The 20,030-nt window shown below is 75.2% G+C and carries 16 protein-coding genes and 1 riboswitch; of the genes, 10 read left to right on the top strand and 6 right to left on the bottom strand.

Going from position 1 to position 20,030, the window contains the following annotated elements:
* Positions 1-238: 238 nt before the first annotated feature.
* Positions 239-313, top strand: a riboswitch (cobalamin riboswitch).
* A 54-nt stretch (positions 314-367) separates the two neighbouring features.
* The 5 genes from ACIQFX_RS14855 to ACIQFX_RS14835 are packed head-to-tail and all read left to right on the top strand — an operon-like array spanning position 368 to position 6,968.
* The gene (locus tag ACIQFX_RS14855; protein WP_402462656.1) at positions 368-1,342 is read left to right on the top strand and encodes a cobalamin biosynthesis protein; all 975 of its coding nucleotides are present in this window, start codon (positions 368-370) and stop codon (positions 1,340-1,342) included.
* Positions 1,339-2,847 carry a cobyric acid synthase gene (locus ACIQFX_RS14850; protein WP_402462654.1) on the top strand — a complete coding sequence of 503 codons (1,509 nt, stop codon included), beginning with the start codon at positions 1,339-1,341 and terminating at the stop codon, positions 2,845-2,847. Before ACIQFX_RS14855 ends, ACIQFX_RS14850 begins: the two co-directional genes overlap by 4 nt.
* A gap of 49 nt (positions 2,848-2,896) precedes the next feature.
* A complete protein-coding gene (locus ACIQFX_RS14845; RefSeq protein ID WP_402462651.1) occupies positions 2,897-4,981 on the top strand; it encodes a putative cobaltochelatase in 2,085 nt (694 codons plus the stop codon).
* A complete protein-coding gene (gene cobO, locus ACIQFX_RS14840) occupies positions 4,981-5,589 on the top strand; it encodes a cob(I)yrinic acid a,c-diamide adenosyltransferase (RefSeq protein WP_402462648.1) in 609 nt (202 codons plus the stop codon). Before ACIQFX_RS14845 ends, cobO begins: the two co-directional genes overlap by 1 nt.
* Positions 5,583-6,968 (top strand): cobyrinate a,c-diamide synthase, encoded by a 1,386-nt coding sequence (locus ACIQFX_RS14835; RefSeq protein WP_402462645.1) that lies wholly within the window; start codon positions 5,583-5,585, stop codon positions 6,966-6,968. The genes cobO and ACIQFX_RS14835 overlap by 7 nt, the downstream gene beginning before the upstream one ends.
* A 2-nt stretch (positions 6,969-6,970) precedes the next feature.
* On the opposite strand, the gene ACIQFX_RS14830 is transcribed toward ACIQFX_RS14835, so the two are convergent.
* Complete coding sequence (locus ACIQFX_RS14830) at positions 6,971-7,699, bottom strand: ZIP family metal transporter (protein ID WP_402462643.1); 729 nt, start codon at positions 7,697-7,699, stop codon at positions 6,971-6,973.
* Between the two features lie 6 nt (positions 7,700-7,705).
* On the opposite strand from ACIQFX_RS14830, the gene cobC reads away from it, so the two are divergent.
* A complete protein-coding gene (gene cobC, locus ACIQFX_RS14825) occupies positions 7,706-9,439 on the top strand; it encodes an Rv2231c family pyridoxal phosphate-dependent protein CobC (RefSeq protein WP_402462640.1) in 1,734 nt (577 codons plus the stop codon).
* Between the two features lie 103 nt (positions 9,440-9,542).
* Here cobC and ACIQFX_RS14820 read toward each other — a convergent pair whose 3' ends face one another.
* A complete protein-coding gene (locus ACIQFX_RS14820; protein WP_402462637.1) occupies positions 9,543-10,529 on the bottom strand; it encodes an SCO1860 family LAETG-anchored protein in 987 nt (328 codons plus the stop codon).
* A 353-nt stretch (positions 10,530-10,882) separates the two neighbouring features.
* On the opposite strand from ACIQFX_RS14820, the gene ACIQFX_RS14815 reads away from it, so the two are divergent.
* Positions 10,883-12,997 (top strand): penicillin acylase family protein, encoded by a 2,115-nt coding sequence (locus ACIQFX_RS14815; RefSeq protein WP_402462635.1) that lies wholly within the window; start codon positions 10,883-10,885, stop codon positions 12,995-12,997.
* Positions 12,994-13,554 (top strand): GNAT family N-acetyltransferase, encoded by a 561-nt coding sequence (locus ACIQFX_RS14810; protein ID WP_402462632.1) that lies wholly within the window; start codon positions 12,994-12,996, stop codon positions 13,552-13,554. Before ACIQFX_RS14815 ends, ACIQFX_RS14810 begins: the two co-directional genes overlap by 4 nt.
* Positions 13,555-13,566: 12 nt before the next feature.
* On the opposite strand, the gene ACIQFX_RS14805 is transcribed toward ACIQFX_RS14810, so the two are convergent.
* Entirely contained in the window at positions 13,567-14,652 is a 1,086-nt protein-coding gene (locus ACIQFX_RS14805) for an amidohydrolase family protein (protein WP_402462629.1), read from the bottom strand.
* Positions 14,653-14,728: 76 nt separating this feature from the next.
* On the bottom strand, positions 14,729-15,703 hold the full coding sequence (locus ACIQFX_RS14800) for a hypothetical protein (protein ID WP_402462626.1): 975 nt from the start codon (positions 15,701-15,703) through the stop codon (positions 14,729-14,731).
* Between the two features lie 249 nt (positions 15,704-15,952).
* Between ACIQFX_RS14800 and ACIQFX_RS14795 the strand changes: the two genes are divergently transcribed.
* Positions 15,953-17,053, top strand: a complete 1,101-nt coding sequence (locus ACIQFX_RS14795) for a pyridoxal-phosphate-dependent aminotransferase family protein (protein WP_402462878.1) — start codon at positions 15,953-15,955, stop codon at positions 17,051-17,053.
* Between the two features lie 65 nt (positions 17,054-17,118).
* Here the strand turns inward: ACIQFX_RS14795 and ACIQFX_RS14790 are convergent, their stop codons facing one another.
* Entirely contained in the window at positions 17,119-18,186 is a 1,068-nt protein-coding gene (locus ACIQFX_RS14790; RefSeq protein WP_402462623.1) for an alkene reductase, read from the bottom strand.
* Positions 18,187-18,320: 134 nt separating this feature from the next.
* Between ACIQFX_RS14790 and ACIQFX_RS14785 the strand changes: the two genes are divergently transcribed.
* Positions 18,321-18,845, top strand: coding sequence for a MarR family winged helix-turn-helix transcriptional regulator (locus ACIQFX_RS14785; protein WP_402462620.1), 525 nt, complete (start codon positions 18,321-18,323; stop codon positions 18,843-18,845).
* Between the two features lie 113 nt (positions 18,846-18,958).
* Here ACIQFX_RS14785 and ACIQFX_RS14780 read toward each other — a convergent pair whose 3' ends face one another.
* Positions 18,959-20,017 carry an aminotransferase class V-fold PLP-dependent enzyme gene (locus ACIQFX_RS14780; protein ID WP_402462617.1) on the bottom strand — a complete coding sequence of 353 codons (1,059 nt, stop codon included), beginning with the start codon at positions 20,015-20,017 and terminating at the stop codon, positions 18,959-18,961.
* Positions 20,018-20,030: the final 13 nt, after the last annotated feature.

The following is a 20,030-nucleotide window of genomic DNA, read 5'->3' as shown; positions in this document are numbered from 1 at the left end:
GCCCCCCCCCCGCCCCCCCCGCTTCTCCCCCGTGGGCGGGGGGGCGGGGCCCAACCCAACCCCCCCCCCCCCCCCCCCCCGGCCCCCCCCCCCCGGGGGGGGGGGCCCCCCCCGGGGGGGCCCCCCCCCCCGGCCGTCGTGTTTGTGGTGCTTCGCACAGTGACGCGTCGCAGGTCAAGGGTGAGTTGACGGGTGTTCTCGGGCCGTGGTGGACTGCCGAGGCCATTACGGCGGCAGCAGAGGAAGCCCGGTGCGAATCCGGCGCGGTCCCGCCACTGTGACCGGATCCGAAGGGTCCGGGAGCCAGGAACTCGCGCCGCCGGTCACGTCGATCCAGGGCGCGGACCCTGAGTGAGGACAGAGCGCCATGCCCGGCTGCAGCCGCAGCGCCTCCCGAGCCACCGGTGTCTTCGCGTACGGAGCGGCCCTCGGCCTCGCCGTCGACCGGCTCGTCGGCGATCCCCGACGCGGACACCCCGTCGCCGTGTTCGGCCGGGCCGCGGCCGGCGTCGAACGGGCCCTGTGGCGCGACCACCGCGGCTGGGGCGCCCTGCACACCGCCGTCTGCGTCGGCACCACCGCGGCGGCCGGCGCCCTCGCCGCCCGTACGGTGCGCGGCAACCGCGCCGCATCCGTCGCCCTGACCGCCGCGGCCGTCTGGGCCGTCGTCGGCGGTACGACCCTGGGGCGCGAGGCCCGTGCCATCGGCGGCGCGCTCGCCGCCGGGGACCTGGAGGTGGCCCGCGAGCGGCTGCCCCACCTCTGCGGCCGCGACCCGCACTCCCTCGACGGTCCCGCGATGGCCCGCGCGGTCGTCGAGTCCGTCGCCGAGAACACCTCCGACGCCGTGGTGGGCGCCCTGTTCTGGGGCGCCGTCGCGGGCGTGCCGGGACTCGTCGGCTTCCGCGCCGTCAACACACTCGACGCGATGGTCGGACACAAGTCCCCCCGCCACCGCCGCTTCGGTTGGGCCTCGGCCCGGCTCGACGACGTGGCCGGCTGGCCCGGGGCCCGGCTGACCGCCGCCCTCGCGACCGTCGCCGGCGGCGATCCGCGCGGGGCCGTACGGGCCTGGCGGGCGGACTCGGCGAAGCACCCCAGCCCCAACGCGGGCCCGGTCGAGGCCTCCTTCGCGGGCGCCCTCGGCGTGCGGCTCGGCGGCACCCTCGCGTACGGCGGCCGGGTCGAGCACCGGCCCGTGCTGAACGGGGAGGGGCGGGCCGTCGAGGTCGCCGACATCGAGCGGGCGGTCCGGCTGTCCCGCCGGGTCACCAGACTGACCCTGGCCGCCTGCGTGGGCGGCCGGCTGATCGTGAGCGCACTGAAGCGGAGGAACGCATGAGGGGTGGCGGACTGCTCGTCGCCGGGACCACGTCGGACGCCGGCAAGAGCGTCGTGACGGCCGGCATCTGCCGCTGGCTGGTCCGGCAGGGCGTCAAGGTCGCGCCGTTCAAGGGGCAGAACATGTCCCTCAACTCCTTCGTCACGAAAGAGGGCGCCGAGATAGGCCGGGCCCAGGCCATGCAGGCGCAGGCGGCCCGGGTCGAGCCGACCGCCCTGATGAACCCGGTGCTGCTCAAGCCCGGCAGCGACCGCTCCAGCCAGGTCGTCCTCATGGGCAAGCCGGTCGGCGAACTGAGCGCCCGCGGCTACCACGGCGGCCGGCAGAAGGAGCTCTTCGAGCCCGTCCTCGCGTGCCTGGAGGAACTCCGGGGCAGCTACGACGCCGTGATCTGCGAAGGGGCGGGCAGTCCGGCCGAGATCAACCTGCGGCGCACGGACATCGTGAACATGGGCATCGCGCGGGCCGCGAAGCTGCCCGTGGTCGTCGTCGGCGACATCGACCGGGGCGGCGTCTTCGCCCAGTTCTTCGGCACGACGGCGCTGCTGAGCCCCGAGGACCAGGCCCTCGTCGCCGGCTACCTGGTGAACAAGTTCCGGGGCGACGTGACCCTGCTCGAACCCGGCCTCGACATGCTGCACGGTCTCACCGGGCGCCGGACGTTCGGCGTCCTGCCGTACGCCCACGGGCTCGGCATCGACGAGGAGGACGGCCTCCGGGTCTCGCTGCGCGGCACCGTCCGCGAGTCCGTCGTCGCGCCGCCGGTCGGCGCCGACGTGCTGCGGGTCGCCGTCTGCGCCGTACCGCTGATGTCCAACTTCACCGACGTCGACGCGCTGGCCGCCGAGCCCGGTGTCGTCGTCCGGTTCGTGGACCGGCCGGAGGAGCTCGTCGACGCCGACCTGGTCGTCGTGCCCGGCACCCGGGGGACGGTCAGGGCGCTGGCGTGGCTGCGGGAGCGGGGGCTCGCCGACGAGCTGGCCCGGCGCGCGGCCGGGGGCCGGCCGGTGCTCGGCATCTGCGGCGGCTTCCAGGCGCTCGGCGAGCGCATCGAGGACGACGTCGAGTCGAAGGCCGGTGTGGTCGACGGACTCGGGCTGCTCCCCGTACGGGTGCGGTTCGGCGTCGAGAAGACCCTCGCCCGGCCGGTCGGCGAGGCGCTCGGCGAACGCGTCGAGGGGTACGAGATCCACCACGGCGTCGCGGACGTGCGGGGCGGCGAGCCGTTCCTGGACGGCTGTCGCGTCGGCTCCGTCTGGGGCACCCACTGGCACGGCTCGCTGGAGGGCGACGGCTTCCGCCGGGCGTTCCTGCGCGAGGTCGCGGCCGCGGCGGGACGCCGGTTCGTCCCCGCCCCCGACACCTCCTTCGGCGCCCTCCGCGAGGAGCAGCTCGACCGCCTCGGCGACCTGATAGAGGAGCACGCCGACACCGACGCGCTCCTCCGGCTCATCGAGGAGGGAGCCCCGGCGGGGCTGCCGTTCGTGCCACCGGGTGCGCCGTGAGCGCGCGCCCCGCCCCGACTTCCGTACCTCTCGAAGGAGTGACCGCCCGATGAGCACCCGCTACCCGTTCACGGCCGTCGTCGGCATGGACGACCTGCGGCTCGCGCTGCTGCTGAACGCGGTCTCCCCGGCGGTGGGCGGGGTGCTCGTCCGGGGCGAGAAGGGCACCGCGAAGTCCACCGCCGTCCGCGCGCTCGCCGAACTGCTGCCGTCCGTGCCGGTCGTGGCGGGCTGCCGGTTCAGCTGCGACCCGGCCTCGCCCGACGCCGGCTGCCCGGACGGGCCGCACGACGAAGCGCCCGGGACCGCCCGGCCCGCGCGGATGGTCGAACTGCCCGTCGGGGCCTCCGAGGACCGGCTCGTCGGCGCGCTCGACATCGAGAAGGCGCTCGCCGAGGGCGTGAAGGCCTTCGAGCCGGGGCTGCTGGCCGCCGCGCACCGGGGCATCCTGTACGTCGACGAGGTCAACCTCCTCTCCGACCACCTGATCGACCACCTGCTCGACGCCGCCGCCATGGGCGCCTCCCACGTCGAGCGCGAGGGCGTCTCCGTGCGGCACGCCGCACGGTTCCTGCTCGTCGGGACGATGAACCCCGAGGAGGGCGAGCTGCGGCCGCAGCTGCTCGACCGGTTCGGGCTGACCGTGGAGGTCGCGGCCTCCCGGGTGCCCGAGGAGCGGGTGGAGGTCGTACGGCGCCGGCTGGCGTTCGAGGACGACCCGGCCGGCTTCGCCGCGCGGTGGGCGGGCGAGGAGAGCGCGCTGCGGGAGCGGATCGTCGCCGCGCGGGAGCTGCTGCCGCGGGTGGCGCTCGGGGACGCGGTGCTGCTGCAGATCGCCGCGACCTGCGCCGCGTTCGACGTGGACGGCATGCGGGCCGACATCGTGATGGCCCGGACGGCGACCGCGCTCGCCGCCTGGGCCGGACGGACCGGGGTCACCTCGGAGGACGTGCGGCAGGCCGCGCTCCTCGCGCTCCCCCACCGGCGGCGGCGCAATCCGTTCGACGCCCCCGGCCTCGACGAGGACAAGCTCGACGAGACCCTGGAGCAGTTCAAGGGCGAGGAGCCCGACGAGGACCCGGAGCCGGACGGCCCCGGCGACGGGGGTCCCGGTGGCGGGGGTCCCGGTGGCGGCCCCGAGGGCGGCGGCATCCCGCCGCAGGGCGAGGGGCCCGAGGACGCGCCGGCGCCGGAGGACGACCTGCCGGCGCCCGAGGACGCGCCGGCGCCCGAGCCGGCGTCCGCGCCGCAGGGTTCGGGGGCCGGTGAGCGGGCCGCGGTGAAGGCCGCGGAGCCGTTCCGCACGAGGACGCTGAGCGTGCCCGGCCTCGGCGAGGGCGCGGCCGGGCGCCGTTCCCGCGCCCGCACCGAGCACGGCCGCACCACCGGCTCGACCCGGCCGCGGGGCGCACTGACCAAGCTGCACCTGGCGGCGACCGTGCGGGCCGCCGCGCCGCACCAGCGGGCGCGCGGGCGGTCCGGGCCCGGCCTGGTGGTCCGCAGGGACGACCTGCGGCAGGCGACCCGGGAGGGGCGGGAGGGGAACCTGGTGCTCTTCGCCGTGGACGCCTCCGGTTCGATGGCGGCGCGGCAGCGGATGAGCGCGGTCAAGGGCGCGGTCCTCTCGCTGCTGCTCGACGCCTACCAGCGGCGCGACAAGGTCGGCCTGGTCACCTTCCGGGGCCGGGGCGCCGAGGTCGCGCTGCCGCCGACCTCGTCCGTGGACGCGGCGGCCGCCCGCCTCGAACAGCTGCCGACGGGTGGCCGCACGCCGCTCTCGGCCGGGCTGCTCAAGGCCCACGACGTGCTGCGGGTCGAGCGGCTGCGGGACCCCTCGCGCCGGCCGCTGCTCGTCGTCGTGACCGACGGCCGGGCCACCGGCGGAAGGGCGGCCGGCGACCCGGTGGCGCTCGCCGCCCGGGCCGCGCGGCTGCACGCCGCCGACGGCACGGCGAGCGTGGTCGTGGACTGCGAGACCGGACCGGTGCGCCTCGGGCTCGCCGGGCAGCTCGCCCGCGAACTCGGCGGCACCGCCGTGACCTTGGACGAGCTGCGCGCCGACTCGATCGCCGGCCTCGTCAGAGACGTACAGGCAGCAGGACAGACAACGCAGACAGCATGGAGGGCCGCTTAATGCCGCAGGGACAGCCGACCGTCGTGCCCGACGACGGTCTCACCACCCGTCAGCGCCGCAACCGCGCACTGGTGATGGTGCACACGGGCGTCGGCAAGGGGAAGTCGACCGCCGCCTTCGGCATGGCGCTGCGCGCCTGGAACCAGGGCTGGCCGATCGGGGTGTTCCAGTTCGTCAAGTCCGCCAAGTGGAAGGTCGGCGAGGAGAACGCCCTCAAGGCGCTCGGCGCGACAGGCGAGGGCGGCACGGTCACCTGGAACAAGATGGGCGAGGGCTGGTCCTGGATCCAGCGCGAGGTCGCCGACGGCGAGCAGTCCCACGAGGACAAGGCGCGCGAGGGCTGGGAGCAGGTCAAGCGGGACCTCGCCGAGGAGAAGTACAAGTTCTACGTCCTCGACGAGTTCGCCTACCTCCTGCACTGGGGCTGGATCGACGTCGAGGAGGTCGTCGAGGTGCTCCGCGACCGTCCGGGCCACCAGCACGTCGTCATCACCGGCCGCAACGCGCCGCAGGAGCTGCTCGACTTCGCCGATCTCGTCACCGACATGTCCAAGGTCAAGCACCCGATGGACGCCGGTCAGAAGGGCCAGCGGGGCATCGAGTGGTAGCACGTCTCGTCATCGCCGCGCCCTCCTCGGGCGCGGGCAAGACCACGGTCGCGACCGGCCTCATGGCCGCGTTCGCCGGCCGTGGCCTGGCCGTCTCCCCGCACAAGGTCGGCCCCGACTACATCGACCCCGGCTACCACGCCCTGGCGACCGGCCGGCCGGGCCGCAACCTCGACGCGTACATGTGCGGTACGGGGCAGATCGCACCGCTCTTCCTGCACGGGGCCCGCGGCTGCGACCTGGCCGTGGTCGAGGGGGTGATGGGCCTGTACGACGGGGCCGCCGACCAGGGCGAGCTGGCGTCCACCGCCCAGGTGGCGAAGCTCCTCAAGGCGCCGGTGGTGCTCGTCGTCGACGCGTCGTCGCAGTCGCGGTCGGTGGCGGCGCTCGTGCACGGGTTCGCTTCGTGGGACCCGGAGGTGCGGATCGGCGGGGTGATCCTCAACAAGGTCGCCACGGACCGGCACGAGCACCTGCTGCGGGAGGCGCTCGGGGAGTCGGGGGTGCCGGTGCTCGGCGTCCTCCGGCGGGCGCCGGCGGTGGCGACGCCGTCGCGGCACCTGGGGCTGGTGCCCGTCGCCGAGCGGCAGGCCGCCGCGGTGGCCGCGGTGGCGGCGCAGGCGGAGCAGGTGCGGGCGGGGTGCGATCTGGAGGCGCTGCTGGCGTTGGCCCGGTCGGCTCCGGCGCTGGACGCGGAGCCGTGGTCGGCCGAGGTCGGGGAGCGGCTGCACGCCGGTGGTTCCGGTGTGCCCACCCGTTCCGCCCCTGCGGAACGATTGCCCACACCGAGGGTGGCCGTCGCCGGTGGCGCGGCGTTCACGTTCTCGTACGCGGAGCACACGGAGCTGCTGACCGCCGCCGGGGCGGAGGTCGTGACCTTCGACCCGCTGCGGGACGAGGCGCTGCCCGAGGGGACGAGCGGGCTCGTCATAGGCGGCGGCTTCCCCGAGATGTACGGCTCGGAGCTGTCGGCCAACGAGCCGCTCAGGAAGGCCGTGGCCGAGCTCGCCGCGTCGGGCGCGCCGATCGCCGCGGAGTGCGCGGGGCTGCTGTACCTGGCGCGGTCCCTCGACGGCAACCCCATGTGCGGGGTGCTGGACGCCGACGCGCGGATGTCGGAGCGGCTCACGCTCGGGTACCGCGACGCCGTCGCGGTGAACGACAGCGTGGTCGCCCCGGCCGGGGCGCGCATGCGGGGGCACGAGTTCCACCGCACCGTGATCGAGCCGGGCGCCGGGGCGCTGGCCGCGTGGGGTCTGCGGCAGCCGGAGCGGCGTGTGGAGGGGTTCGTGCAGGGCGGGGTGCACGCGAGTTACGTGCACACGCACTGGGCGGGGTCCCCGGAGGTCGCCGCCCGGTTCGTGGAGCACTGCGGGTGAGATCAGCCGCCGGAGAGGCCCACCACGAGCCAGATGAAGGCCACGCCCCCCACCGTGCACAGCAGGGTGGAGCGGGCGGGGTGTTCGTGGTGGGCCTCGGGCAGGATCTCGGCCGCGGCGAGGTAGAGCAGGGCGCCGCCGAAGAACCCGAGATAGCTGCCGAGGAGTTCCTCCGGAAGGGTGAACAGCAGGGTGGAGGCGGCGCCGAGCAGCGGGGCGACGGCGTCCGCGACGAGCATGGCGACGGCCTTGCGGCGGTCGTTCCCGTAGAGGCTCGTGATCGTGTACGTGTTGAAGCCGTCGGCGAAGTCGTGGGTGATGACGGCGAGGGCGACGGTGGCGCCCATGCCGCCGCCGATCTGGAAGGCGGCGCCGAGGGCGATGCCGTCCATGAGGCTGTGGCCGACCATCGCGGCCGCGGCGGTGAGGCCGACCTGCGGGACCCGGTCGTGCGGACCGACGCCGTGCGCCGCGCTGCGGACGGCGAGGAGGCGCTCCATCACATGGGCGAGGAGGAAGCCGCCCACGAACAGCAGCAGGGCCTCCGGCACTCCGAAGACCTCGCCGCCCGCGGCCTCCAGGGCCTCCGGCAGCAGGTCGAGTCCGACGACGCCGAGCATGAGTCCGCCGGCCAGGCCGAGGACCAGGTGGCGGCGGTCGGTGACGCGCTGCGCGACCCAGCCGCCGAAGAGCGTCATGAGGAACGCGCCGAGCGCGACGACTACAGCCATGGGCCTTTGCTATCCGATGGGGCACCGTCCGCGCACCTCGGCGTCGGGGCCCGGCCGGGCGTCACGGTGGACGAGGTCCTCGCACTGGTGGACGCCGTACTGCGGGAGGCGCGGCTGACGCGTGCCGGGGTCCGCTCGCTCGGGACGCTGGACGCGCGGGCGGCGGAGCCGGGAATCACGGCGGCCGCGGCGGTGCTCGGCGTGCCGGTGCGCGGCTTCCCCGCGGAGGCGCTGGCCGCCGTCTCCGTACCGCATCCGTCGGCGCTGCCGCTGGCCGCGACGGGCACGGCGTCGGTGGCGGAGGCGGCCGCACTCCTCGCGGCGGGCGCGGAGCCGGGCACGGGCGGGGGTGCGGAGTCGGGCGCGGGTGCCGGGTCGGGGTCGGATGCCCGGCCGGGCAGGGGTACGGAGCGGGGCGGGGTCCCGGAGCCGGACGCGGGTGCCGGGTCGGGCGGGGTTGCGGGGACGGGGCCGGGGACCTTACCGGGCGGGGGCGGCGGGGCCGTGCTGCTCGTACCGAAGCGGAAGACGCGTCGGGTGACGTGCGCAATAGCCGCCTCTGCCCCGTTCTGTCCGAACGAAGACGCCCCAGGCGTACGGTTGTTGCCCTCGGCTCCCGGGTACATCGCTGGCGAGCCCGGCTCACCCCCCACCATCCCCACCCCCCACACGACGGCGGCCATGGACACGCACACGGATACCGACGCCCACGACCTGCGCCACCACGGTGACGCCGAGGTCAGGGACGAGAAACTGATCGATCTGGCGGTCAACGTCCGGACGAACACCCCGCCGGACTGGCTGCGGGAGCGCATCGCCGATTCGCTGACCGGTCTGGCGGCCTACCCCGACGGCCGGGTGGCGCGGGCGGCGGTCGCCGAGCGGCACGACCTGCCGTCGAACCGGGTGCTGCTCACGGCCGGCGCGGCGGAGGCGTTCGTGCTGCTGGCGCGGGCGCTGGAGGTGCGGCGGCCGGTGGTGGTGCACCCGCAGTTCACCGAGCCGGAGGCGGCGCTGCGGGACGCCGGGCACGAGGTGGGCCGGGTGGTGCTGCGCGAGGAGGACGGCTTCCGGCTGGATCCGGCGGCGGTGCCCGAGGACGCGGACCTGGTGGTGATCGGGAACCCCACGAACCCGACCTCGGTGCTGCATCCGGCCGCGTCGATCGCGGCGCTCGCCCGGCCGGGGCGGACGCTGGTGGTGGACGAGGCGTTCATCGACGCGGTGCCGGGCGAGCGGGAGTCGCTGGCCGGTCGGACCGACGTGCCGGGGCTGGTGGTGCTGCGGAGCCTCACCAAGACCTGGGGGCTCGCCGGGCTGAGGATCGGTTACGTGCTCGCGGAGCCGGAGACGGTCGCGGCCCTGGAGCGGGTGCAGCCGCTGTGGCCGGTGTCGACGCCGGCCCTGGTGGCGGCGGAGGCGTGCATGTCGCGGGCGGCGCTCGCGGAGGCCGAGCACGCGGCGCACCGGATCGGGGTGGAGCGGACCCATCTGCTCGCCGGTCTGGCGGAGTTCGACGAGGTGCGGACGGTGGCGGGGTCCGAGGGTCCCTTCGTGCTGATCCGGATCGACGGGGCCGACGCGGTGCGGGAGACGCTGCGGTCGCTGGGGTTCGCGGCCCGCCGGGGCGACACGTTCCCGGGGCTCGACCGGAACTGGCTGCGGCTCGCGGTGCGGGACCGGGCGACGACGAACCGTTTCCTCCAGGCCCTGGACCAGGCGCTCCTGATCGGCGGCTGAGGGGCGCGGACGAAGGGGTTCGGGGAGGGCGACGCGGTCGCCCTCCCCGAACCCCTTTCCTTCCCCCTGCCCCGGCGCCCCCCGGCGCCTCCCCCTCGGGCCGTCAGTCGCGCGAGCGGGCGCGCGAGCGGGTCAGCGCGAGGGCGCCGCCGCCCGCCACGAGGAGGGCGAGGGCTCCGGCCGCGAGGTACGGGGTGGTGGAGCTGCCGCCGGTCTCGGCGAGGTTCTCGGTGGGCGTGCTGCCGCCGTTGTTGGTCTTGATGCCGCCCGCTTCGCTGGGCTCGGCGGAGGGCCGCTGGGTGGGCTGCTCGGAGGGGCGCTCACTGGGCTGCTCCGTCGGCCGCTCGGTGGGCTTCTGCGTCGGGGCGGCGCCCTTCGGCGTCTCGCAGGTGGCCTGGGCGAGGGTCACGGTGCCGTTGACCTCGGCCACGCCGAGCTTCAGCGGGTTGACCTCCACCTTGAGTTCGAGCGCGGTGGCGGCCGCGGTGCGGGAGGTCGTGGAGGTGCGGGAGAGGTCGAGGGTCACGTCGCCGACGCCGGGGACCTTGACCTGGGTCCGGCCGCCGGTGGTCAGGGTGGTCTTCTTCCCGAAGACGGTGACGTGGCCGAGGACGTTGGACTCGGCGACCGGCTTCCGGCCCGTCTCGCACAGCGCCTTGGAGGTGACCTTCTGGACCTCGATGAGGGAGAGCGCGGGGATGCCGGGGACGTGGACCCGCGCCTTGACCAGGTTCACGTACCCCTCGGCCTTGCCCTCGTCCACGGTGGCCTTCGAGGTGGCGACGTCGGCGGCGAGGATGTCGATCGGCTTCCCGCCCTCGGCCCCCTGGACCTTCACGGAGAGCGCGGTCTCGCTCTCCGTCCGCGGCGCCTTGACCTCGTTGAGGGAGGCCCGGACGGGCACGTCGACCGTCTTGCCGAGGAGGGAGACGTCGAGGCCGGTCCGCAGGACGACGGCGGTGGCACGCCCTTCGCCGCCCGTGGCGTGCGCCGCGGGGGCGGCGAGGAGCACGGGGCCGACGACCAGCGCGGCGACGGTCGCGGCGGCGGCGGTACGGCGTGCGGGCATGCGGAAGGTGTTGCTGTTCAAGATGGTGGAACCCCCACAGGAGACATGGCGTCGCCGGCCGCTCACCGCGGGGACGGCGGGTCGGTGCGGCCTCGGCGACTTGAGACACCGGAATCTTTACGCACGGAGAGTGAACTGGCAGTCGCCTGACGTGAGTTCACTCCAAAGGGGGGTTTCCGTGCTCTTTTTCGATTCTTTGGGACACAACCGTTCCCGCACGCCCCACGTCTTTCGCACGGGGCGACGTGTGCGGATTGGGTGAGAACGACGCACGGCGCCCCCGCGTCACGGATCGTCAACCCGGTGCACGCGGCCGACCCACCGCTCCTGTAGATTAATTTAGGACAGCCTTACCTAATAAAATCTACGCGGACATGGACGGGATCGGGGTCTCCGTGAGCATCGAGGTCTACCGGGACGCCTGGGGCGTCCCGCATCTGCGCGCCGCCGACCCGGACGAACTCGCCTTCGCCCAGGGCCGGGTCACCGCCCGCGACCGCGCCTGGCAGCTGGAGGTCGAACGGCACCGGGCCCAGGGCACCAGCGCCGCCTTCCTGGGCGCCGCCGAGGTCGCCTGGGACACCTTCGCCCGGCAGGCCCGGCTCGCCGACACCGCCCGCCGCTGCTTCGAGCACCTCGACCGCACCGACGCGGAGACGGCGGCCTGGGTACGCGCGTACGTGGCCGGCGTCAACGACGGCCTCGCGGACGGCGCCCGGCGCGCACCCGAGTTCGCGGCGACCGGACTCGCACCCGGCCGGTGGGAGCCCTGGACCCCGCTCGCCGTCTGGCTCTCCACCCACATCCTCTTCGCCGGCTTCCCCACCAAGCTGTGGCGGGACCGGGTCGCCCGGCGGCTCGGCGAGGAGTGGACGGAGCTCTTCGCGACGGACGGCCCCGGCACGGCGGGATCCAACGGCTGGGTGGTGTCCGGCGAACGGACCGCGAGCGGGGCGGCCCTGGTCGCCGGCGACCCGCACCGGTTCATCGAGGCCCCCGGCGTCTACCAGCAGATCCGGCTCTCCTGCCCCGCGTACGACGTGGTCGGCCTCGCCGTGCCCGGTGTCCCCGGCCTCGCCCACTTCGGCCACACCGGAGCCGTGGCCTGGGCCATCACCAACGCGATGGCCGACTACCAGGACCTGTACCGGGAACGGCTGCACCGGCTCCCCGACGGGACCGTGGAGGCGGTCGGCCCCGAGGGCCGGCGCCCCGCCGCCGCGCACACCGAGACGATCGAGGTCGCGGGCGCGGAACCGGTCGAGATCGAGGTGATCGAGACCGACCGGGGCCCGGTGGTCATCGGCGCGGACGGCGCGCCCGCCGACGGCGACCCCGCCTCCGGCTGGGAGGCCGTCGCGCTGCGCCACCCGCCCCGGGTCACCGGGGAGCTCGGCTTCGGGGTGCTGCCCGCGCTGCTGCGGGCCCGGACCGTCGCCGACGTGGACGCGGCCCTCGACGGCTGGGTCGAGCCGGTGAACGTCGTCCAGGCCGCCGACACCGCGGGCGGACTCCTGCACCGGGCCGCCGGCCACGTGCCCGTGCGGGACCGCGCCAACTCCCTGCGCGTCGTGCCCGCCTGGGACCCGGCGCACGCCTGGGAGGCCGCGCCCGCCCCGCTGCCGCGCGCCGAGGTGCGCGGCCACGCGGTGATGGCCAACGCCCGCGGGCTCGCCGCGCCCCTGGGCGTCGAGTTCGCGCCGCCGCACCGGGCGGCCCGGATCGCCGAGCTGCTCGACGCCTCGGCGGCCTGGACCGCGGAGGCGACCGCCGCCGTCCACATGGACACCGACAACCCCTCGGCGGCCCGGCTCCTGGCGAAGGTGGCGGGGAACGGCGACGGCCTCTCCCCCGCCGCCGCGGCGGTCCGCGAGCAGCTGCTCGGCTGGGACCGGCGGATGGACGCCGAGAGCACCGGAGCCGGGCTCTACGCCGCCGTGCGCGGGGCCGTGGTGCGCCGGCTCGCCGGCCACGAGGCGTTCGCCGCGCTGCGCGAACCCGCCCCGTACCCCGAGGTGTTCCGGCCCTGGCTGGCGCTCGGCCCGCGGGTCGCCTACGCCCTGGAGACCCTGCTCACAGCCGGTCCCGTGCCGGCCGCGGACATCGACCGGATCGTGCGCGAGGCGCTCGACGAGGTCGGGGCGGGCGCACCGCCCGCGGCCTGGGGCACCACCCACCGGCTCGCGCCCTGGCAGGCGCTGCCCGACGCCGACGACGACCGCTGGCCGGGGCTCGGCGGCGACCACGACTGCGTGCTCTCCACGTCCAGCGTGCCCGGGTGGACCGACCGCAGCGCCCGCGCGTCCGCCGCCCGCTACGTCTGGGACCTCGGCGACCGCGAGCGGAGCCGCTGGATCGTGCCGTTCGGCGCGTCCGGCGTCCCCGGCGACCCGCACCACCACGACCAGCTCCCCCTGTGGCTGCGGGGCGGACTCGCCCCCGTCGTCACCGACTGGGACCGGCTCACCGAAGAGAAGGAATCCGCATGACCACCGCCGTGTACGAACGGACCGTCGAAGGCTTCGGCACCGTCCGCATCGCCCCCGTCGACCCCGACCGGGACGCCCCGCTCATCCACGGCTGGGTGAACGAGGACCGGGCCCGCTTCTGGGGCATGGGCGGCACGAGCGTCGAGCAGGTCCGCGACACCTACGCGCACCTCGACTCGCTCACCACCCACCACGGCTACCTGGTCACCCGCGACGACGTGCCCGTCGCCCTCTTCCAGACGTACGACCCCGAGGCCGACCGGGTCGGCGAGTGCTACGAGGTCCTGCCCGGCGACATCGGCGTCCACCTGCTCCTGGCGCCCAGCGCCGCGCCCGAGCCCGGGTTCTCGGGCCGGCTGCTCGTCGCGCTGATCGACTTCGCCCTGCGCGACCGCACCCGGATCGTGGTCGACCCGGACGCGGCCAACGAGAAGGCCGTCGCCCGGATGGTCCGGGCCGGCTTCGAACCGGGCCCGGTGGTCGTGCTGCCCGAGGTGGACCTGCCGGAGGTCTTCATCCCGGAGAAGAAGGCCCGGCTCGCCTTCCTCACCCGCTGACGGGCCGGCCGGTCAGCCGACCACCCGGCCGTTGACGACGACCCGCCGCGGCGCCGCGAGGACGCGGACGTCCGCGCGCGGGTCCTCGCCGTAGACGACGAGGTCGGCCGGGGCGCCCTCCTCCAGGGAGGGGCGGCCGAGCCAGGCCCTGGCCCGCCAGGCGGTGGCCGCGAGCGCGTCGATCGGCGGGATGCCGGCCCGGGTCAGCTCCTCGACCTCCTCGGCGACGAGCCCGTGGGCGAGGGAGCCGCCCGCGTCGGTGCCGACGAAGACGGGGACGCCCGCGTCGAAGGCGGCGCGGACCGTGTCGTACCGCCGCTCGTGCAGCCTGCGCATGTGGGCCGACCAGCGGGGGAACTTCTCCTGGCCGCCGTCGGCGAGGTGCGGGAAGGTCGCGATGTTGACCAGGGTCGGGACGATGGCGACGCCCCGCTCGGCGAACAGCGGGATGGTGTCCTCGGTGAGGCCCGTGGCGTGCTCGATGCAGTCGATGCCCGCCTCGACGAGGTCCCGGAGCGAGTCCTCGGCGAAGCAGTGCGCGGTGACGCGGGCGCCGAGCCGGTGCGCCTCCGCGATGGCCGCCTCGACCTCGGCGCGCGGCCAGCAGGCGGTGAGGTCGCCCACCTCGCGGTCGATCCAGTCGCCGACGAGCTTGACCCAGCCGTCGCCGCGGCGGGCCTCCCTCCCGACGTACGCGACGAGGTCGGCGGGCTCGATCTCGTGGGCGTAGTTGCGGATGTAGCGGCGGGTGCGGGCGATGTGCCGGCCGGCGCGGATGACCTTGGGGAGGTCCTCGCGGTCGTCGATCCAGCGGGTGTCGGAGGGCGAGCCGGCGTCCCGGATCAGCAGGGTGCCGGCGTCCCGGTCGGTGAGTGCCTGCTTCTCGCTGGTGGCGTCGTCGACGGGGCCGTGCCGGTCGAGGCCGACGTGGCAGTGGGCGTCGACGAGTCCGGGCAGCGCCCAGCCCTCGACGGTCACCGCATCGGCGGCGGGCCGGTCGAAGGTGATCCGCCCGCCGACGCACCACAGTTCGTCGCGTACGTCCTCCGGGCCGACGAGCACCCGCCCCTTCACGTGCAGCACCGCGTGATCGCTCATGCCTGCACTCTACGAGCCGCCGCCCGGGTCCCGGGCGGCGATGTCCGTCACGTCCGCGCCGTGGCCGCCGGGCCCCTCACGGGCGCCAGTCGGCCTGCAGGTCGTGCGAGTCGGCCTTGGTGAGCTGGGTGAGCCCGGTGCCGTCGGCCCTGACGAGGAAGAGGTGCTCGGGGTCCGCGTCGTCGGTGCCGCCGCGGGTGAAGACCAGGCGCCTGCCGTCCGGCGACCAGGAGGGGTACCTGTCGTTGGCGGCGGCCGAGGTGACGCGGTACGTTCCCGTGCCGTCGGGGGCGACGACGTGGAGGTGGGCGAAGCCGGTGGAGTCGACGCGGCTGAACACGATCCGGTTGCCGCGCGACCAGTCGGGCGTCCAGTCCCGCGAACCCGCTCCGGTGATCGGCGTCTGGGCCAGGGTGGACAGCTGGATCCGGACGAGCCTGCTGTTCCCCGACGCGTCCGCGCGGCTGAAGGCGAGGTGCTTCCCGTCCGGGGACCACGTCGGGTGGTACTCGTCGGCCGCGGTGTGGGTGAGCCGCGTGGCCGGGGTGCCGTCGGCGTCCGCCACGTAGATCTCGCGCTCGGTGCCGACCGGCAGGGAGTACGCGATCCGCTTGCCGTCCGGGGACCAGGCGGGGTCGGAGGCGCCCGCGGTGCCGGGCACGGACTTCAGGTCGCCGCCCGCCCCGTTCATCGTCCAGATGCCGTCGACGGCGCCGCCGGAGCCGTAGCGGAGGAACGCCACCCGCTTGCCGTCGGGGGACCACTGGGGCATCACGTCGCTGATGGCGGGGGTGTGGGTGAGCTTGGTCGGCTTGCCGCCGCAGGGGGCGATCGCGTACAGGTCCTCGACGGGTGCCGCCGCGTCGTAGCGGGCGAAGACGATCGGGCGGGCCGAGACCGCCCACGCGCCCGCCGCCGCGCCCGCGTCCCCCGAGGCGCCCAGGGTCAGCGGTACGGCCAGGGCGAGCGCCGCGGCGGCCGCCACCGCCCGGCGCCGCAGTGTTCTGTCGGCCCTGTCGGCCCTGTCGGTGCTCCGGACCACGGTGTCCACCCCGATTCCTCCCGGCGGCTCCCGCGGCGCCGCTCCGGTCCGCAACATCCCACCGGCGGGGCGGCGGGGGAAGCGGCGGAGCCCGGCGGTGCGCGCCTTGTGACGTGTTCCGCACACCCTCGTGACGGCGCGGGGTGCGTGGACGGGGTGGCTGCGCCGCGCCCGCGCCCGCGGGGCGCTTAGGCTGGCACGAGCCCGATCCGATGTATGCGACACGCATGCGCCGACGAAGAAGGAACCCCCGTGACCGTGACACATCCGCTCCTGGACCTGGCCCCGCTGACCGCCGCGCACTTCGCGTCGATCGAGCGGCGGGTGGCCGCGCTGCTCTCCACGGAGCAGGACGTGGTGATCACCCAGGGCGAGGCGCTGCTGCCGCTGGAGGGGTGCATCCGGAGCGGGGCGCGGGCCGGTTCGACCGCGCTGAACGTCGTCACCGGTCCGTACGGGCAGACCTTCGGCAACTGGCTGCGGGACTGCGGGGCGACCGTGGTCGACCTGGAGGTGCCCTTCCACACGGCGGTGACGGCCGCTCAGGTGGAGCAGGCGCTCGCCGAGCACCCGGAGATCGACTTCGTGTCGCTGGTGCACGCGGAGGCGGCGACCGGGAACACGAACCCGGTGGCGGAGATCGGCGAGGTCGTGCGGGCGCACGGCGCGCTGTTCTACCTGGACGCGGTGGCGTCGATCGGCGCGGAGCCGGTGCTGCCGGACGCGTGGGGCGTGGACATGTGCATCATCGGCGCGCAGAAGGCGATGGGCGGGCCGGCGGGCGTGTCCGCGGTGTCGGTGAGCGCGCGGGCCTGGGAGCGGTTCGCCGCCAACCCGGCGGCCCCGCGCCGCTCGTACCTCTCCCTCCTCGACTGGAAGGAGCGCTGGATCGACGGCGGCCGCAAGGCGCTGCTGCACGCGCCGGCGCAGCTGGAGATGCTGGCCCTGGAGGCCTGTGTGGAGCGGATCGAGGCGGAGGGTCTGGACGCGCTGATGGCGCGTCACGCCTCGGCGGCGGCCGCGACCCGGGCGGGCGCGCTGGCGCTGGGCGGCGGTCTCGAACCGTACGTGTACGAGGCGCGGGACGCGGCGCCGGTGGCGACGACGCTGCGCGTCCCGGCCGGTCTCGACGCCTCCGAGCTGGTGGCCAAGGCCCTGGCGGCCGACCCGTCGCTGCCGCTGATCGCCGGCGGCGGGGCGCTGGCCAAGGAGATGATCCGGGTCAACCACTACGGCGTGGACGCGACGCCGGGCGCCGTGCAGTCCTCGCTCGCCGCCCTCGGCGCGGCGCTCGGCGAGTCGGGCCGCACGGTGGACCTGGAGGGCGCGCGCCGCGCGGTCACCGAGGCCTGGAACTAGGCGGTACCACACGGAAGGGGGCGGGGTCCGGTGCCGGGCCGCCGCCCCCTTCCGCGTGTCCGGCGTCAGAGGGCGGGGTAGTCCGTGTAGCCCTGGGGGCCGCCGGCGTACATGGTGGCACTGTCCAGGGTGTTGTAGGGGCCGTCGTTGCGCAGGCGGGCGGGCAGGTCGGGGTTGGCGATGAAGAGCCGGCCGTACGCGACGAGGTCGGTGGTGCCGTCCTCGATCAGGGCGAGGGACGCGGCGTCGGTCTCGCCCTCGGTGGCCGGGTTGAGGATGAAGGTGCCGGCGAACCGCTTGCGCAGGTCGAGGACGAGCGGGCGGCGTTCGGGGGCGGTCTCCAGGACGTGGAGGTAGGCGATGCCGACGGGCTCGATGGCGGTGAGCAGGGCGGCGTAGAGCTCGTCGGTGTCGGTCTCGCTGATGTCGTTGAGCGTGTTGGCCGGGGAGATGCGCAGGCCGGTGCGCTCGGGGCCGATCTCGGCGGCGACGGCCTTGACGACCTCGACGGCGAAGCGGATGCGGTTCTCGACGGAGCCGCCCCACTCGTCGGTGCGGTGGTTGGAGCCGGAGGCGAGGAACTGCTGGATCAGGTAGCCGTTGGCGCCGTGGATCTCGACGCCGTCGAAGCCGGCCTCGACGGCGTTGCGGGCGGCGGAGGCGAAGCCGGCGACGGCCTCGCGCACCTGGTCGCCGGTGAGTTCGCGCGGGGTGACGAAGTCCTTGGGGCCCTCGTGGGTGTAGACCTGGCCGGCGGCGGCGACGGGCGAGGGGCCGACGGGGTGGAGGTCGCCGTCGAGCAGGTCGGGGTGGCCGATGCGGCCGGAGTGCATCAGCTGGGCGAAGATCCTTCCGCCGCGCTCGTGCACGGCGGTGGTGACCTCGCGCCAGGCGGCGATCTGCGCGCGGCTGTGCAGTCCGGGGGTGTCGGGGTAGCCCTGGCCCTCGGGGACGGGCTGGACGCCCTCGGTGATGATCAGTCCGGCGGAGGCGCGCTGGGCGTAGTACTCGGCGACGACCGCCGTGGGGGTGCCGTCCTGGCCGTTGGCGCGGCTGCGGGTCATGGGGGCCATCGCGATGCGGTTGGCGAGGCGGGTCCCGGCGAGGTCGATGGGGTCGAATGCAGTGGTCACGGCTGTCCCTCACATGAATATGTGGTCGGCCAACTAATCGGGCCGATGCCACTGTAACCCATTTACTTGGCCAGCCAAGATAATCCGTGGCCCAAGGTAATCTTGAGGACGAGAACCGTCCCGAGGAGCCCGCGATGCCAGGAACCGACCCCGTCTGCACCGCCTCGTCCACCGAGCCGCGGCCCCCCGCCGCGTGCGGCGGGACGGTCAGCCACACCCTGGCGTGGGTCGCTCGCCTGCACCGGATCGCCATGGGCCGGCGACTGCGGGACCTCGGCCTCTACCCGGGCCAGGAACTGATGATGATGCGCCTGTGGGACTGCGGGGCGGTCCGCCAGTCGGAGCTCATCCAGTCCCTCGGCCTCGACCCCTCGACCGTGACGAAGATGCTCCAGCGCCTGGAGCAGTGCGGATACGTCCGCCGCAGCCAGGACCCCGCCGACCGCCGCGCGGTCCTGGTCGAGGCGACGGAGCGGGGCGCCGCCCTGCGCGCCGGGGTCGAGGGCGCCTGGACGGACCTGGAGGAGCGCACCCTGGCCGGGCTCGCCCCGGCCGACCGCGCGGAACTCGCCCGCCTGCTCGGCCTCGTGGGCGACAACCTGGCCGAGGAGGCGGGCGAGGAGGTCGCCTGCCCGCCCGCGCCGGGCGCCGTCTGCTGACACCGGGGCGAGCTGAAGCCGTCGGGGCAGGGGCTTCGGGCCGGGCGCGGCCGTCGGGGTGAGCAGGGCAGGCGGGGCGGGGCCGTCGGAGCGGGCGCGGCCGTCGGGCCGGCTCAGCCCGCCAGGACGTCCAGGGCGCGGTCCACGTCCGCCGTCGTGTTGTACAGGTGGAAGGAGGCCCGCAGGTTGCCCGCGCGGTCCGAGAGCAGGACGTCGGCCGCCCGCAGCGCGTCGGCCCGGTCGCCGAGGCCGGGGACGGCGACGACCGTCGAATCGTCCATGACGGGCGCGTGGCCGAGGTCGAGGAGCCCGGCGCGGAAGCGGGCCGCGAGCCCCTTGTCGTGGGCCTCGATCCGCTCGATGCCGATCTCCTCCAGGAGCGCGAGCGAGCGGGCCGCCCCGTGGTACGCGAGGAACGTCGCGGGCTCGTCGAAGCGGCGCGCGGAGCGGGCCAGTTCGCGGACCGGGCCGTAGCTGTTCACCCACAGCTCCTCGCCCGTGACCCAGTTGGCGTGGATGGGGAGGATCGAGTCCTGCGCCTCCTCGGTGACGGTGAGGAAGGACGCGCCGCGCGGGCACAGCAGGTACTTGTAGCCGCCGGTGACCGTGTAGTCCCACTCCCCCGCGTACAGCGGCAGCCAGCCGGCGGACTGGGTGGCGTCCAGGAGCGTGCGGGCGCCGTGGGCCGCCGCCGCCTCCCGCACCGCGGCGGAGTCGGCCGTCCGCCCGTCCGCCGACTGCACGGCGGAGAACGCGACGAGCGCGGTCCCGGGACGGACGGACTCGGCGAGCCGCTCCAGGGGCACGAACCGGATCTTGAGGTCGCCGCGGATCGTGAACGGGGTGATGACGGACGAGAAGTCGCCCTCGGGGAACAGGATCTCCGCGCCCGCGGGCATCGACTGGGCGATCATCCCGCAGTGCACGGCGACCGAGCTGCCGACGGCCACCCGCTCGGCGGGGACGTGGACCAGCCGGCCGTAGGTCGCCCGGGCCTCGTCGACGACGTCGAAGCTGCCGGCGCCGTCGGAGCGGCCGTCGGCGGTCTCCTCGGCGAGCAGCGTGACGGCCTCGACGCTCCGCCGCGGCAGCAGACCGCAGGCGGAGGTGTTCAGGTACGTCTTCTTGGGCGCGAACTCGGCGCCGCCGAGCGGCTGGTCAAGGGCATCCATGTCCCCACCATGG

The organism is Streptomyces sp. NPDC093089, from assembly GCF_044754405.1.
Lineage (GTDB): Bacteria > Actinomycetota > Actinomycetes > Streptomycetales > Streptomycetaceae > Streptomyces.
Note: the sequence above shows the minus strand (reverse complement) of the source record. Positions and strands in the feature narration are given on the sequence as shown.